The 15,669-nt window shown below is 53.5% G+C and carries 15 protein-coding genes; 3 read left to right on the top strand and 12 right to left on the bottom strand.

Translation table 11 applies throughout. The features are described 5' to 3' along the window. Positions 1-61: 61 nt before the first annotated feature. The 4 genes from trmD to ffh all read right to left on the bottom strand — a co-directional run bounded on the left by trmD (position 62) and on the right by ffh (position 3,597). Positions 62-832, bottom strand: a complete 771-nt coding sequence (gene trmD / locus AB8881_06805; GenBank protein ID XDZ62264.1) for a tRNA (guanosine(37)-N1)-methyltransferase TrmD — start codon at positions 830-832, stop codon at positions 62-64. Positions 833-899: 67 nt separating this feature from the next. After that, positions 900-1,493, bottom strand: a complete 594-nt coding sequence (gene rimM / locus AB8881_06810) for a ribosome maturation factor RimM (GenBank protein XDZ62265.1) — start codon at positions 1,491-1,493, stop codon at positions 900-902. Further along, the gene (gene rpsP, locus AB8881_06815; GenBank protein XDZ62266.1) at positions 1,493-2,050 is read right to left on the bottom strand and encodes a 30S ribosomal protein S16; all 558 of its coding nucleotides are present in this window, start codon (positions 2,048-2,050) and stop codon (positions 1,493-1,495) included. The genes rimM and rpsP overlap by 1 nt, the downstream gene beginning before the upstream one ends. A 38-nt stretch (positions 2,051-2,088) precedes the next feature. Then, complete coding sequence (ffh, locus tag AB8881_06820; GenBank protein XDZ62267.1) at positions 2,089-3,597, bottom strand: signal recognition particle protein; 1,509 nt, start codon at positions 3,595-3,597, stop codon at positions 2,089-2,091. A gap of 255 nt (positions 3,598-3,852) precedes the next feature. On the opposite strand from ffh, the gene AB8881_06825 reads away from it, so the two are divergent. After that, positions 3,853-4,644: a YdcF family protein gene (locus AB8881_06825; protein ID XDZ62268.1), complete on the top strand. Its 792-nt coding sequence runs from the start codon at positions 3,853-3,855 to the stop codon at positions 4,642-4,644. A 41-nt stretch (positions 4,645-4,685) separates the two neighbouring features. On the opposite strand, the gene ftsY is transcribed toward AB8881_06825, so the two are convergent. The 7 genes from ftsY to AB8881_06860 form a co-directional block, all read right to left on the bottom strand. Further along, entirely contained in the window at positions 4,686-5,630 is a 945-nt protein-coding gene (gene ftsY / locus AB8881_06830) for a signal recognition particle-docking protein FtsY (protein ID XDZ62269.1), read from the bottom strand. Next, complete coding sequence (gene mtaB / locus AB8881_06835; protein XDZ62270.1) at positions 5,627-6,913, bottom strand: tRNA (N(6)-L-threonylcarbamoyladenosine(37)-C(2))-methylthiotransferase MtaB; 1,287 nt, start codon at positions 6,911-6,913, stop codon at positions 5,627-5,629. Before mtaB ends, ftsY begins: the two co-directional genes overlap by 4 nt. After that, positions 6,910-7,818: a diaminopimelate epimerase gene (dapF, locus tag AB8881_06840; protein ID XDZ62271.1), complete on the bottom strand. Its 909-nt coding sequence runs from the start codon at positions 7,816-7,818 to the stop codon at positions 6,910-6,912. The genes mtaB and dapF overlap by 4 nt, the downstream gene beginning before the upstream one ends. A gap of 63 nt (positions 7,819-7,881) precedes the next feature. Next, entirely contained in the window at positions 7,882-8,661 is a 780-nt protein-coding gene (xth, locus tag AB8881_06845; GenBank protein ID XDZ62272.1) for an exodeoxyribonuclease III, read from the bottom strand. Positions 8,662-8,734: 73 nt separating this feature from the next. Then, complete coding sequence (locus tag AB8881_06850) at positions 8,735-9,448, bottom strand: outer membrane lipoprotein carrier protein LolA (GenBank protein ID XDZ62273.1); 714 nt, start codon at positions 9,446-9,448, stop codon at positions 8,735-8,737. Continuing rightward, entirely contained in the window at positions 9,448-11,808 is a 2,361-nt protein-coding gene (locus AB8881_06855) for a DNA translocase FtsK 4TM domain-containing protein (protein XDZ62274.1), read from the bottom strand. Before AB8881_06855 ends, AB8881_06850 begins: the two co-directional genes overlap by 1 nt. A 75-nt stretch (positions 11,809-11,883) precedes the next feature. Continuing rightward, complete coding sequence (locus tag AB8881_06860) at positions 11,884-13,089, bottom strand: aminotransferase class I/II-fold pyridoxal phosphate-dependent enzyme (GenBank protein XDZ62275.1); 1,206 nt, start codon at positions 13,087-13,089, stop codon at positions 11,884-11,886. A 268-nt stretch (positions 13,090-13,357) separates the two neighbouring features. Here AB8881_06860 and AB8881_06865 point away from each other — a divergent pair, with 268 nt between their 5' ends. Then, positions 13,358-13,894 (top strand): D-glycero-alpha-D-manno-heptose-1,7-bisphosphate 7-phosphatase, encoded by a 537-nt coding sequence (locus AB8881_06865; GenBank protein XDZ62276.1) that lies wholly within the window; start codon positions 13,358-13,360, stop codon positions 13,892-13,894. After that, positions 13,891-15,141, top strand: a complete 1,251-nt coding sequence (locus tag AB8881_06870) for an FAD-dependent monooxygenase (GenBank protein ID XDZ62277.1) — start codon at positions 13,891-13,893, stop codon at positions 15,139-15,141. Before AB8881_06865 ends, AB8881_06870 begins: the two co-directional genes overlap by 4 nt. Positions 15,142-15,239: 98 nt before the next feature. Here AB8881_06870 and AB8881_06875 read toward each other — a convergent pair whose 3' ends face one another. Then, positions 15,240-15,629: a gamma-butyrobetaine hydroxylase-like domain-containing protein gene (locus AB8881_06875; GenBank protein XDZ62278.1), complete on the bottom strand. Its 390-nt coding sequence runs from the start codon at positions 15,627-15,629 to the stop codon at positions 15,240-15,242. Between the last annotated feature and the right edge of the window lie 40 nt (positions 15,630-15,669).

A 15,669-nucleotide genomic window follows, 5' to 3' on the forward strand; every position in this document is an offset into this window, starting at 1 on the left:
TTCATAAATTCCGTGTCACCCGGATCGGTTTTCTACCGACCGCCAGCCCCGTGCTGGTGGGTCACTTATCTTTGCCTTTTTGCAGAGCCTGCCTGTCCAGATATTGTTGCCACAAATCCGGACGCCGACGCTGCGTCTCTTTTTCTGCCTCCGCCTGACGCCATTCAGCGATCTTGCGATGGTGGCCCGATGCCAGAATTTCCGGCGCTTCGATGCCATTCCAGACGCGGGGTTGGGTATAGTGCGAATGCTCCAACAATCCGGTCTCAAAACTTTCCTCGCGGTGGCTGGCTTCCTTACCCATTACCCCGGGCAGCAAGCGTATCACCGCATCCATCACTGTCAGCGCAGCGGTTTCACCACCTGACAAAATATAGTCGCCGATACTGACTTCCATCATACCAGCCTGATCGATCACCCGTTGATCGACCCCTTCATACCGCCCACACAAAAACACCGCCCCTTTGGCAGCGACCAGATCGCGCACTAGCGCCTGATCCAGCAACCTGCCACGCGGTGACAGGTAAAGTCGTGGGCCCGGGCAATCTGCCGCCGCAGCCAGTGTCGCCGCAACAACATCCGGTTTTAACACCATACCGACACCACCGCCTAGGGGGGTATCATCCACAGTCCGGTGCTTATCGCGCGCAAAGTCGCGAATGTCCAGCGTTTTCAGCGACCAAATGCCTTCATTTAGCGATTTTCCTGCCAATGAATGCGCCAAATGTCCCGGAAACATCTCTGGGAACAACGTTAGCACGGTTGCCTGCCAATGTGGGCGCGTCTTCTTTGCATCGGTTTGCTGGCGAATATGAGGTTCAGCTTTTGTCATCTCACCCCCCTTTTACCAACAAGACTGACCCGTTCTGGTCAGTGCACCCGATTATTCGTAAAACCACTTATTCCGGTTGGCCATCCAATAAGCCATCTGGTACCAAAAGACCAATTTTACCCGCTTTGATATCGACCGTAATTAGGTTTTCACCGCCAAATGGCACCATGATTGTTGGCCCTTTGTCCGGTGCCAGCTCGGCAATCTCGCCTGCGCCAAAATCATGGATTGCAACGATCTTGCCAAGCGGCTTGCCATCCTCGGCTGACACCATCATGCCCAACAGATCAGCATGATAAATCTCATCATCATCCAGATCCGGCAACTGCTCACGCGCCACATAAAGCGTTGTGCCGCGTAAAGCCTCGGCCGCATCGCGCGTATCAACGCCTTTGGCCCGCACAATCGCCAGACCTTTGGCGTTAACCGATGTTACCTGCAACTGCATTTGCCGGCCATCATCCAAGATAACCGGCCCATAGGCGGCAAGCGCGTCGGGGGTCGAGGTAAAAGGTTTTACCTTGAACTGCCCCTTGATACCTTGCGCACCAACAATCGCACCAACTGGTAAATGGCTGGTTAGGCTTTGTTTCGTCAAACCCAAGCCAGCCTCAGTATTGCCAGCCTTGGTATTGCCAACCAGCCGGTCGCCAGTCGCCACTAGCTGTCCGCCTTTTCCTCAGCAGCTTCTTCAGCAGGTGCTTCTTCAGCAGGAGCAGCAGCAGCAGGTGCTTCTTCAGCAGGTGCTTCTTCAGCAGGTGCAGCAGCTTCTTCGGCAGGTGCCTCTTCAGCAGGTGCTTCTTCAGCAGGAGCAGCAGCAGCAGCGGCTTTAGCTTCGGCAGCGGCAGCGGCTTCAGCGGCGGCGGCTTCGGCGGCGGTGGCGGCAGCTTCAGCCGCTTGTGCCTCGCGATCAGCACGCTTTTTACCCGGTGCCGATTTCTTTGGCTGGTCACGAATAACCGGTGCTTCGGTCAGGCCTGCAGCGGCCAGCATCTTGTGGACGCGGTCGGTTGGCTTGGCGCCTTGGCCGAGCCAGAATGTGATCCGCTCGCTGTTCAAGGTCATGCGCTGCTCATGCTCTTTTGGCACCATTGGATTATAAGTACCAACACGCTCAACGTACCGGCCATCGCGAGGCGATGATGCCTCGGCAACAACAATCCGGTAAAATGGGCGTTTTTTTGCACCGCCGCGTGCCAGTCTGATTTTCAAAGCCATGAATTTATCCCTTTCATTGGCGTTAGTCGTCGATAAGTCTATTTCTTCTTACCGGGGGGTTTGCTACCCAATCCCGGCAATCCATTGGCGAGGCTGTTTCCCAATCCTTTGGCAAGACCGCCGCCCAATCCCTTTGCCAGCCCACCAGAGCCAAGCCCACGCGATAGCGCGCCTAAATCCGGCATTCCGCCAGCGCCGCCGCCCAAACCGCCACCGCCAAGCATTGCCTTCATCGCTGCAGCGCCAGTTTTACCGCCGAGCTTTTTCATCATGCGGGCCATATCTTGATATTGTTTAACCAGCCGGTTTACATCTTGAACCGTGGTCCCTGATCCGGCAGCAATGCGTTTGCGACGTGATGCGTTCAACAAGCCAACCGAAACGCGCTCTTTCTTTGTCATCGACAAAATGATCGCTTCCTGACGTTTTATCATCCGGTCGTCAATACCGGCAGCCGCAATCTGTTTTTGCATTTTACCAATGCCGGGCAACATTCCCATCAGCCCGCCAAGTCCGCCCATTTTCTGCAATTGGCGAATCTGTGCCAGAAAGTCATTCATGTCGAACTGACCTTTGGCCATGCGTTTTGCCAGACGCTCAGCCTCTTCAAGTTCGATGCTCTCGGCCGCCTTTTCGACAAGCGCGACAACGTCACCCATATCCAGAATACGTCCAGCAAGCCGCGCCGGATCAAACTCTTCAAGCGCGTCCTGTTTTTCGCCAACACCGACAAGCTTGATCGGACAGCCGGTAACATGACGCATCGACAAGGCCGCACCGCCACGCGCATCACCATCAAGACGGGTCAGCGCAATGCCGGTTACCCCAACAGCCTTGTGGAATGCCTCGGCCGTATTTACCGCATCCTGACCGGTCATCGCATCGGCAACCAGCAGAATTTCATGCGGGTTGGTTACGTCTTTGATGGTGCGTAGTTCGGCCATCAGCGCTTCATCAATGCTAAGCCGGCCAGCTGTATCGAGGATCAGCACGTCATAGGCTTGCAGCTTTGCTGCCTGCAACGCGCGTTTGGCAATCTGTGCCGGGCTTTCGCCATCGACCTCGTTCAGCACCCCAACTTCAGCCTGATCACCAAGCATACGCAATTGTTCACGCGCGGCCGGACGCGTCACGTCAAGCGAAGCCAGCATAACCTTTTTGCGCTCACGGCTGCGCAATCGTAACGCCAATTTACCTGCCGTGGTGGTTTTGCCAGAACCTTGCAAACCGGCCATAAGGATAACCGAAGGCGGGTTAGTGGCGATATTCAAAGGCGCCGCATCACCGCCAAGCATTTCAATTAGAGCATCATTGACGATCTTGATCACTTGCTGGTCAGGACGCACCGCGCGCATGCTGGCGACACCCACAGCCTTTTCCCGCACTTTTTCGGTAAAGGCCTTGACCGCGGGCAAAGCAACATCAGCATCAAGCAACGCCAACCGCACTTCACGAAGCGCGGCATCAACATCCGATTCGCTAAGCGCACCACGGCGCGCCAGCCCGTCAAAGACATCAGCTAATTTACTTTTCAGCGTATCAAACATGGTATTTAACCCGTTTGCCCCTTTATGATCACAACTGCGTAACCGACCAGATCACCGTCTAAGTTCCCAAACTAAGTTCCCAAAAGCCCGAGGGCTACCAAAGGGCTTCCCGGGGCTAAATGACAAAAAGCCAGATGACACCCGTGCTCGAAAACTTCAAGGACGTGTGGAACCCGTTAAGGTCTTTTTAGTCGGCGATGGCCTGATTTGATCCAAGCTATTGCGCTTTTTGCCACGAATTGTCAAGAATAACTGATGTTCTTTATCTTGTCTAAAACGCTTGCTCTTCTGCTTGAACCGCTGTTGATCCCGTATCTGTTTCTTTTGCTGGCAGTTTTTGCCCGCTGGCGTCGCTGGCGTTGGATTATGCGCCTGTCATTTTTAACCGCGCTTTTATTGCCGCTTAGCTATGGGTTTTTGCCGGTTTCAAGCCTGCCATTACAATATCTTGAAAATCGCATCGCACGCGGTGATATCGGCCAGCGCCATATTGATGGGATCATTGTTCTTGGCGGGTTCACCGGCGATGGTATCACCGCCGAAAGCCGCAATCACTATACATTAGAAGGTGCTGCCGAACGGTTTACTGCGGCGATGACACTGGCGCGCAAACTGCCCAATACACCGATTCTCTTTAGTGGATTTTCTGGCGATTTGATGCCGAAAGGGTGGCGCGAAAGTGATAATATCCGCAACCTTATCGAACAGATAGGCGGCCTGAATACGGTGGTGCTTTATGAAGAGGCCAGCCGGAATACTTATGAAAATGCCACGAACAGCAAACAAGTTATGGCGGTTGAGCCCGGCACAAACTGGATTTTAGTGACCTCGGCAAATCATATGCCGCGCGCCATCGGCAGTTTTGCCGCCGCCGGATGGAGTGGCATTATTCCTTATCCGGTTGATTTCCAAACACCGAAAAGCGGCTATTACAAGATATGGGATATGAAGGCTGGTGTTTCGATGATGCGAAAGAGCCTTCATGAATATGCGGGTTTGTTGGTTTATTACCTATCCGGGCGCAGCACCGCACTGTTGCCCGATTAATGGCGGTTATTGGGCGGTCATGTACGATCAGCCAACGCGGGCTATTGGTTATCGGTGTCGACCCCGGCCAACGCCTTGGCGAATTCATCAGCGGCAAATGGCTGCAAATCATCTGCCCCTTCACCAACGCCAACCGCATGAACAGGTAGCCCGAATTCCTCGGCAAGCGCAACAACAACACCGCCCTTTGCCGACCCATCAAGTTTGGTAACAATCAGGCCAGACACATCAGCAACAGCGGAAAAGGCCTTTACCTGCGATAGGGCATTCTGGCCAACGGTTCCATCAAGAACAATGACCGAATCATGCGGCGCGGTGTCATCCAGCTTGCGGATCACCCGAACAATTTTAGCCAATTCTTCCATCAACTCACTGCGATTTTGTAACCGGCCGGCCGTATCAATAATGAGCACATCGGCCTGTTCTTCAATCGCCTGTGTCATCGCCCGATACGCCAGCGCTGCGGCATCCCCGCCGGTAGCATCCGCAATGACCTTTGTGCCAGTCCGTTCACCCCAGATTTGCAACTGCTCAACCGCGGCCGCCCGAAATGTATCACCAGCAGCCAGCAAAACTGTTTTGCCTGCCGCTGTCCAATTCTGCGCCAACTTGCCAGCCGTCGTGGTTTTTCCCGATCCATTCACCCCGACTAACAGAACAACATGCGGCCGTCGCGTTGGGTCAATTTCCAGCGGTTTAGCAACCGGTTTTAAGATATCCTCAAGTCCGGCTGCCAGTGCCAAAGCAATTGAGTCTGCATCAACCGGCCCGTCGAATTTATGTGACTTTAAGGCGGTTGCCAGCCGCGTTGCTGACGCCGTGCCAAGGTCGGCTGCAATCAACGCATCCTCGACCTCTTCCAACGATGCCGCATCTAATTTTGATTTGCCGATTAGCGCCGATAAAGACGGCAGGCTGGCAAGTGACTCGCTGACTTTCTTGCTCGATTTGCTCAGGCCATCTTTAAGCTTTTTAAACCAGTTCATGCGCTTTGCGCTCCCTTTGCAACGGCGCGGCCAATCAGGCTATCCCCGTCGCGGCCGGTCAGTTCAACATCAACAATCTGCCCGGATGGAACGAACCCGCCATCAAGCCGGATCTTGGCAAAATTGCGTCCATGCCCGCGGTTACCTGCCTCGACAAGCAGTTCGTCCTGCTGGCCAATTGCCGCATCAAGAAATGCGCCAAGACGCGCGGCACCTAACTGGCGTAATTCAAACGCACGCTCTTTGATCATCAATGGTGCCAGCTGCGGCATATCGGCGGCCGGTGTTCCGGGGCGCGGGGAATAGGGAAAAACATGAAGATGAGTAATGTCGGCGGCGGCGATCATCGCTAGGCTGGCGGCGTGCGCCTGATCGGTTTCGGTTGGAAATCCGGCAATCACATCAGCGCCAAAAACAACATTTGGCCGGCGTCGGCGCGCCTCATCACAGAACCGCAAAATATCGCGCCCAAGATGGCGGCGCTTCATCCGCTTTAAAATCAGATCATCCCCATGCTGCGCCGATAAATGCAAATGCGGTAAAAGCCGATGATCATCAGCCAGCACATCCATCAATTCCGCGTCAGGCTCGGCCGGATCAATCGACGATAGCCTCAATCTTGGCAGATCCTTGACCTCGGCCAGAAGACGCCGCACCAGATGGCCAAGCCGTGGCCGACCGATCAGATCACTGCCCCATGAGGTGATGTCAACGCCGGTTAAAACCAGTTCTTTGCAACCATTCGCCACCAGCCGGCGCGCCGCATCAATCAGATCATCCGCAGGTGCCGACCGGTTATTACCCCGACCATAAGGGATAATGCAAAAGGTACAGCGGTGATCACAGCCTTGCTGAACTTGCAAGAAAGCGCGGGTATGTTCATGAAAACTATCCACCATATGCGCGGCCGTTTCACGCACCTCCATCACATCACTAACCAACAGCGATGGCGCCTCATTGCTCGCCAACTTTGCCCAGCTTGCGGCCTGTAGCTTGTCATAATTGCCGACCACCTGCGTGACCTCGGGCATCGCCGCCCATGTTTCGGGGGCAATCTGCGCCGCACATCCTGTCACAATTATCTTGGCATCGGGGTGATCACGGCGGGCTTTTCGAATGGCTTGGCGCGCCTGTTTTTCGGCCTCGGCCGTTACCGCACAAGTATTGAAGATAATCGCATCAAAAAGGCCGGCCGCACCGGCCTGATCACGGATGACTTCCGATTCCCATATATTCAATCGGCATCCAAATGTCTGTACATTGGGCGTGTTACGTTTGGTCATGCGCCCACCCTCATCAGCGTGGCCAGTTCACCCTGAAACACCCCGTCAAAGGTATAGCTGACCGGCCCGCGCATGATCACCCGTCCGCCCGGCGTGCCATTATCCTGCCAATCAATAAAGACGCTGCCACCATCCATGATAATTTCGTTACGCCGAGACCCCCGTCCAGAACGATGCACCGCAACCCCAACCGCACAAGCACCGCTGCCACAAGCAAATGTGATGCCGCCGCCACGTTCCCACACCCGCATCCGGAACCTGTTTGGCCCGATCTGATGTACAAAGGAAATATTCGCCCGATCCGGAAATAGCGGATGATGTTCGAGCTGCGGCCCAATTGACCCAAGATCAACTGCCTCGGCATCATCAACAAACAATACCGCATGGGGATTGCCCATCGAATGGCAAACCGCCGGTACCATCGCGCCAAGATCAACGCAAAGCGTATCTTGATCACTATTATTACTATGGTGGGGATTGGTGTTTTTGGGGTTGGCATCATGTGCCAGCGGCACCTCATGCCACGCCAGCCGTGCAGGCCCCATATCAACCGAAATATGATCAGCATCTTCAGCTGCCCGCCAGCTTTGCAGAACACCCGAACGCGTTTCAATGGATAATTCTGTCAGTCCAAGATCGCGCATCACCAGATCGGCAACGCATCTCGTACCATTACCGCACGCGGCAGCATCGCTGCCGTCGCTATTGAGAATCTGCATGAAAATATCAGCTTTTGCCGATGGCCTGATCACCAGAATTTGGTCACACCCAATACCGAAATGACGGTCGGCGAGACGCGTTGCTGCACCGTGCCCGATTTTATCGGGAATGCCATTAGCCGGATCGCGCGCATCGAGGACAATGAAATCATTGCCAAGGCCGTGCATCTTTAAAAAAGCTGTCATAGCAAAGCATATAGCCGGTTTTTCCCCATCGCGAAAGGGGGTCACCATGGCGTTTTAAATGGCCTAAAGTGTCAGGCTGATCGGCACATGGTCGGATGGCTTGTCGGCGCTGCGCAAATCGCGATGGATTTCGGCATGAACAACCCGGTCGGCAAGATCATGGCTGACCCAGATATGATCCAGCCGGCGTCCCCGGTCACTTGCCGCCCAGTCACGCGCCCGATATGACCACCATGAATAGAGTTTCTGTTCGTCACCAAAATAGGCGCGCACCGCGTCATGCCAGCCACCCTCGGCAATCAGCCGCTTTAATCCATCGGTTTCCACCGGGGTATGGCTGATAATTTTCAGCAATTGTTTGCTTGACCAGACATCATTCGCCAATGGTGCAATATTGAGATCGCCAACCAGAATTTCGGCCTGTGGCTGATGCGTCTTAAAATGGCTGGTCATCTCGTCAATAAAGTGCAGCTTATGCGCAAATTTTGGATTTTCCAAGACATCAGGAATATCGCCGCCAGCCGGAACATAGAAATTATGGATACCAATTCCATCGTCGGTCATAGCCCAGATATGGCGGCAATCAGATTTACCTGTCCATTCCATGTGATCGGTTTTGACCAATGGCCGGCGCGCGATGATGGCAACCCCGTTATAGCTTTTCTCGCCGCGAATCACCTGATGCGGCCACCCTGCAGCGGCCAGCTCTTCCGCCGGAAAATACATATCCTGCGTTTTCGTTTCCTGCAGGCATAAGACATCAATATCCGCCTGTTTTAAGAACCCCAGCACAAGATCTAGACGTAAACGAACGCTATTGATATTCCAAGTTGCGATCTTCATGTCTTAATCACTCTCGAGGGGGGCTTTGGTTGCATCATTCAGCCATTTAATTGGCCAGCAATCTAGCGGCAAATTATTGGTCATTATATTGCGGTAGCCGGAAAACATCATTTGCGACAGGCTGATCAAAAACCATATTTTGTAATGTTACACTGGTTTCAATTCCCGCTGCATCAAGAATAATCCAGCGCCGGAACTGAAATGGCTTGTCAGAAAATTCCAGCGTCAAACGACCAGCCCCTTCACCATCATCCTTGGTAACCTCGATCCGGATAATGCCAGCAGATGATGGCAGGTTGCGGGTTTCATATCCATCCGGCCGAAGCGAAACTTTTTCGTCCAGAATCAGTGACAACGGTGTCTCAGAAACTGGATAGCTGGTCAATAATCGTTCATCCGGCCGATCGACATGCAGCCAGATACTGCTGGTGATCAGCTGTAGCGTGTCGCCCTTGCCATAGGTCAGTTTCATTTGTGATGGGCGGCGAAATATCAGCTTGCCCTCAGCCGCAGTGCCGTCCGATGCCACCTGCACGAAATCGGCCGAAAGGGTTTTGATCTTGTTAAACCACGCCTCGGCACGCGCAATGTCATCAGCAAAAGCGGGAACAGCGGGAAGCCAACAGAATAAAAGCAAACCCATCCCAGCAGATCGAAATAGGCACAGCCCGCAACGCACCGTCGCAGGCGCGCCTCTAAGCCTTGAAAGAGCGCCAGAAAACGCATCAGAAAACGCACCGGAGATCGCGCTAAAGAGCAGGGTCATTTGCTGGTTGACGATCTTCATCAAAAGCCACCATTTTCGTTGTCAGGCATCAGCACATCGCGTTTGCCAACATGATTTGCCGCCGAAATAATGCCGTTACTCTCCATTTCTTCAATGATCGTCGCTGCCCGATTATAACCGATTTTCAAATGCCGTTGTACAAAACTGGTTGAGGCTTTCTGTTCCCGCACCACCAGTGCAACCGCCTGTTCATAAAGGCTGCCGCCCGTACCTGCGATAGCGGCATCGCCAGCCGCATCAACGCCATTCTCGGCATCTTCGACCACGCGATCATCATATTCCGGCTCGCCCTGTTGACGCAGGAAATTGGCAACCGATTCAACCTCGCCATCCTCGACAAAGGGGCCATGCACACGCACAACGCGGCCGCCACCCTCCATAAACAGCATATCACCCCGACCCAGCAATTGTTCGGCGCCCTGTTCGCCAAGGATCGTCCGGCTGTCGATCCGTGATGTAACCTGAAAACTAATCCGTGTCGGAAAATTCGCCTTGATCGTGCCTGTGATGACATCAACAGAAGGGCGCTGTGTCGCCATGATAACATGGATACCCGCCGCCCGTGCCATTTGCGCAAGGCGCTGGACTGCACCTTCAATTTCCTTGCCGGCAACAAGCATCAGGTCGGCCACTTCGTCAATCAACACAACAATGAAAGGAAGAGGGGCAAGATCAAGAATTTCCTCTTCATGGATCGGTTTGCCGGTTTCAGGATCAAAGCCAGTTTGAACCCGCCTCGTTAGCACCTCACCCTTGGCTCTGGCCTCGGCCAGCCGGTCATTATAACCACCAATATTGCGCACACCCATTTTAGCCATATTGCGATAGCGGTTTTCCATTTCACGAACCGCCCATTTCAATGCCGTCACCGCCTTTGACGGGTCGGTCACAACCGGACTGAGCAGATGCGGAATACCGTCATAAACCGACAGTTCCAGCATTTTAGGATCAATCATAATCATGCGACAGGTTTCAGGCGTATGGCGATATAGCAATGACAGGATCATTGCATTAATGCCGACAGATTTTCCCGATCCGGTGGTTCCCGCAACAAGCAAATGCGGGAATTTTGCCAGATCGACCACCACCGGCGCACCGGCGATATCTTTGCCAAGCGCCATCGGCAGGCTTGATTGATCCTTGCCCCAGACATCATGGTCAAGGATATCGCGCAGCATCACCACTTGCCGATCCTCATTCGGCAATTCGATGCCGATCACATTTTGCCCGGGCACCACCGCCACACGGACTGAAATAGCGCTCATTGATCGCGCAATATCATCGGCAAGCGAGATCACTCGTTGTGATTTTGTGCCCGGCGCCGGATTCAGATCATAACGGGTTACAACTGGCCCATAACGCACATCGGCAATAGTGCCATTCACGCTAAAATCGGATAATACATTTTCCAGCTGGCTTGCATGTTCCTGCAACGCTGCCTTGGACGGGCCAGATTGCGCTTTGGCGGGCGGATTTAACAGGCGGGCAGGCGGCAATTGGAACCCAGAACCACTGCCAAAATCCAGCATTTCTTGTTTGCTGTTCTTTTTGGCCGCGCGCGATGAGCGCGGCTTTAGGCTGGCAGCCTGATTTGCATTTTCGCCAGCAACAAGATCGGCCGCCTCGGCTACAAGCACTGGTTCCTGACGCTGTTTCGCGGCCTTTGGCTTTCGCACCGGTTTTGCCGCAACATTTCTTTGCAAATTTGCTAGGGTGCCTGCCAGCCGCTGGCAAATCCCAATAACCCCCTCGAACACACGACCGATCCGGCTCGTCTGGCCGCCAAGCTGTAGCCATTGCTGGGGCGAAATTGCCGCCACCCATAACCATGCCAAGAAACCCAGAAACAGGGCAGCACCGCCAACATAATGGATTGTCTGAAGCCCCAGAACTGATGGCATTGGCTGCATAACCCGCATAATCAGGCCAATGATTACCGCACCGGCCGCACCGCCATTATCACTGACCCCGCCACCATCAAGGGCAAATATCCCGCCCGCAAGAAACACAAGGCTGATCGGCAATAGCGCGGTGCGAAACCGAAACAGCGGCACCGGCTGCTTGCGAAAATAAAACGAGCTCCAGCATAGGGGCACCAAAGCCAGAAAAAACGCCGCAAGTCCGATACCGGCATAAAGTCCCGCCGATACATTGGCACCAATCGGGCCAAGCCAGTTTTTTATTGGTGCGTTTGAAATTTGTGTAAATGATGGATCGTTCTTACCAGCAGTGACAAGCGCGATTAGCAGCAAGACGCCAATTAAAAACAAGACAAGACCAAAGATTTCCATCAACCGATTTTGCAGAAACTGCATCATCGCATTGGAGAAAATAGGTTTCTTGTCGTCGCTACTAGCCATTGTTTTCCTTTATAGGGTAAATCTGTGCGGCAATCTAGGCGTTGGCACACCGATGCTATGTCGTCAAGATGACGATTATGAGTGGCCTTTATAAATTTTTGCCACCCGTGCCAAGGCCTCGTCCGTGCTATGCGCATCATGCACCAGCGCCAGCCTGACATAACCCGCCCCCGGATTGCCATCATCTGATGCCAACCCCATGAATGACCCGGGCACCGCGCGCACTGCCTGTTCCCCCATCAACCTTTTGACAAATTCAATATCATCATCGACTTTTAGCCAAAGGAAAAAGCCGCCCGCTGGCGGGGTAATGCCAAGATGCTTTTCGACCAGCGCAAAGTTTTCATCATAATAAGCGCGAATTGCGGCGACGTGTGCCTCGTCATCATAAAGGTCCGCCGCCACCGCCAAAAGCGGCGATGGCACCAATGAGCCACCATTGCCAACAAGTTTCAGATATTGTGCCACCACCTGCCTGTCACCGACCATAAAGCCAGCCCGCAGACCAGCCGCACCAGAACGTTTCGAAAGTGAATTCAGCACCACCATGTTTGACAGCGGATCAGCGTCACCCGTGATTCCATCCGCCCTTGCCACAAATGCGGCAGCCTGCATCAGGCCACTAGGCGGATTGCCGCGCCAGATATCGGCATAACATTCATCCATCACCAGCAAAAAATCATGCTTGCGGGCAAGGCGCAACGCCGCGACAAGATAATCCATATCCATGACACTGCCTTGCGGATTTGTCGGGCTGCAAAGATATAGAATACTTGCCCGATCAAGGTCTGCAACGCTGATTGCGTCAAGATCGGGTAGAAAATTATGGTTCGCACCACTGTTCAACCAGATCGCCTCGCCGCCACTGGCCAACGCACCAGCACGCCACGCATGATAGAACGGATTGGTCACAAGCGCCGCTGCATTAGGTTTGCTGCCATGCACAAGATGACCAAGAAAATGCAAAGGTTCGCGCGTTCCTGGAACCGGAATAATCTGGCTGGCATCAGCAAGGCCGGCAGCCTCGGGCCAACGCCGCGCAATATAGCCCTCAACCGCAGCGGTAAAGCGCGGGCTGCCAGTTGCCTTTGGATAGAATTGCCATTCGTCATTATGCCGCGCGATGCTATCGATCAGCAATGCGGCAGGCGGCTGCTGTGGCTCACCAATTGACATATCCAAGATACGCAGACCAGCCGGCGGCGTTATCGGATCGAGCAACCCACGAAGCTGGACAAACATATTTCCATCAAAAATGGCGTGCGCTGGATTAAGTTTCATGGATTTTCTTCACCATAGTAACATTCGAGATTAATAGGCGGGATTAATAGTCGGTACATCAGAATTAGGACATTTCCGGCAGTTCAATTATGTCGCTGTTATTGGTAGCGCATGCTATGCATTGGGGCAATGGCTGCGATGATGTTACTCACTAGCAAAATAAGTCAATTTTAGTAAACTGACAAAGTGCTGATTGAGTGCCCAGATTGATACCGAAAGCTGGGCTTTGAATGCCGCGCCAAATCACCATAAAGGGGACCATCTTTTGATGTCGCTAAAGCCAGCTATTTTTCTTGATCGTGACGATACGCTTATCCGCGATGATGGCTATATTTACGAGATTGAAAAATTTGCCTGGATCAGTGGTGCAGCAGCAGCGCTAAAACGGTTTCATCAGGCCAGATTACCCGTGTTTATTGTAACAAATCAAGGCGGCATCGGCCGCGGTATTTTTACCGAGGCTGATATGCACGCATTCAATAATCACCTGATTGACGCTGCTAAAAAGGCGGGCGGTGCCATAACCGATATCGCCTTTTGCCCGCATCACCCGCTAGCCCCAGATCCGGCAATGGCGGCGCGGTGCCGCTGCCGCAAACCTGAACCGGGTCTCTTATTTGATCTTGCAGAAAAATGGGCGATTGATCTTGGTGCGTCGGTGATGATCGGTGATCGTGACAGTGATGTCGAAGCGGGAAAACGCGCCGGCGTGACTGCGTATCATTTTACTGGCGGCGATCTTGATCAGCTTGCGCGGCACGTGCTGTCAGACCATTTTTCCGCACCAGCTAGGAGCCAGCAATGACCACGCGGCAGCATTATGAGATCGCTGTTGTTGGCGGCGGGCTAACCGGCGTCATGATGGCGATTGCACTGTCTTATGGCGGCTATGGCACGGCGGATAAGCCAGCCATTGCGCTGATTGATCGCACCAAACAGGACAGTACCAAAACCGGCAATAGTGACCTTCGGACAACCACAATTCACGCGGCTGGCAAAGCAATGTTTGAGGTGCTGGGCATCTGGCAATATCTTGAAAAATGCGCAACGCCAATCACCCGTATTAAGATTGCCAATGGCCTGCCCACAAAGGGCGGACTAGCGCGTCGCCGTCGTACTGAATTCAGCCTTGATTGGCATGATGTAAACCAGCCAATGGCCTATGTTACGGGCAATGAACAGCTGCTTGAGGCGCTTTATCGGGTTATGAAAACACGCCCCATCACACCAATGTATGATGCCGAGGTTAGTCATTTTGATGGGGCAGGCGACCTTGCCAGACTACAGTTTGCCGATCGGCCGGATCTTACCGCGCAGTTGGTTGTTGCTTGTGATGGTGCCGCCAGTAAATTGCGCGATCACGCTGGTATCCGCACCCTAGCCGAGGCGCATCGCCAAAGCGCAATTGTCGCCAATGTAACGCTAGAAATTGATCATAATGATACTGCCTATCAGCGGTTTTTACCGTCAGGGCCATTGGCGTTGATGCCGCATGGCCCACATCGGGCGTCGCTGGTCTGGACCTTGCCAAAAGAAGAGGCTGACCGAATTTTGGCAATTGATGAAACCGAGTTTTCAAATCTTTTACTGGCGGCGTTTGGTGACACGCTTGGCGGATTAAAGCTTGATAGCCGCCGCCTGATCTGGCCCTTAAAGCCAACCATCACACGCCAGATGACCAGCAATCATCTAGTGCTGGCAGGTGATGCCAGCCACGCGATACACCCGCTTGCCGGTCAAGGATATAATCTGGCACTTGGTGATGCAGCGGTGCTTGCCGATTGTCTGGCACGGGCGCGTGCACGCGGCCTTAGTGCCGGTCACCGCTCGGTTGAAAGTGATTATCTTGCTGGGCGCAAACTCGAAGTTACGGCTATGACGGCGATGACCAGCGGGTTGAACCGCCTGATGTCGTTCCAGCCCGCAATTGCCAAAGCCGCCGGTGCTGGAATGGGTCTGGTAAATACCAGTCCGGTAAAAACATTATTTCAGAAAAGTGCGATGGGCGGTCATTTAGCGCGGGCAAACCTGCTTGCGGGGCGGTTGCCCTGATTGGCATCCCTGCCCGTCGCCCGAATTTAAGTCATCTGAATTTTAGGTCGCCCGAATTTTGCGCTGTCCTGAATTTTACGCTGTTTAGGGGCTCAGCGCTATTTGCGGCGCGCACCCGCCGCGTCGAGCCGCGCCAGATAATCACCCATTAACTGGTCTTGTCGAAGCGCATAATCATACAGCAGAGGCCAGCTGAACAGGCCAGTATTATGGCCATCACTAAAGCCGATCCGGATGGCGTAATTACCAACCGGTTCGATGCTGCTGATCAAAATATCCTGCTTGCCTACAGGTGTGGTTTTCTGACCGGCGCCATGTCCCTGCACCTCGGCCGAAGGCGATTCAACCCGCAATAATTCAGCAGATAGCGAAAATTTAGCGCCATCATCAAAACGGATTTCAAGACGATCCTTGGCTTTGGACAGGCGAATTTCTTCGGGCCAAACATCTTGAGGCTGTGCTGCCGGTGATTGGGTCGAATCATTCATAGCGATCAAAATCCTAGAGTTCGGTCACAATAACGCAGGA

The organism is Alphaproteobacteria bacterium LSUCC0396 (assembly GCA_041228345.1).
Classification (GTDB): Bacteria; Pseudomonadota; Alphaproteobacteria; order Puniceispirillales; family Puniceispirillaceae; genus UBA3439.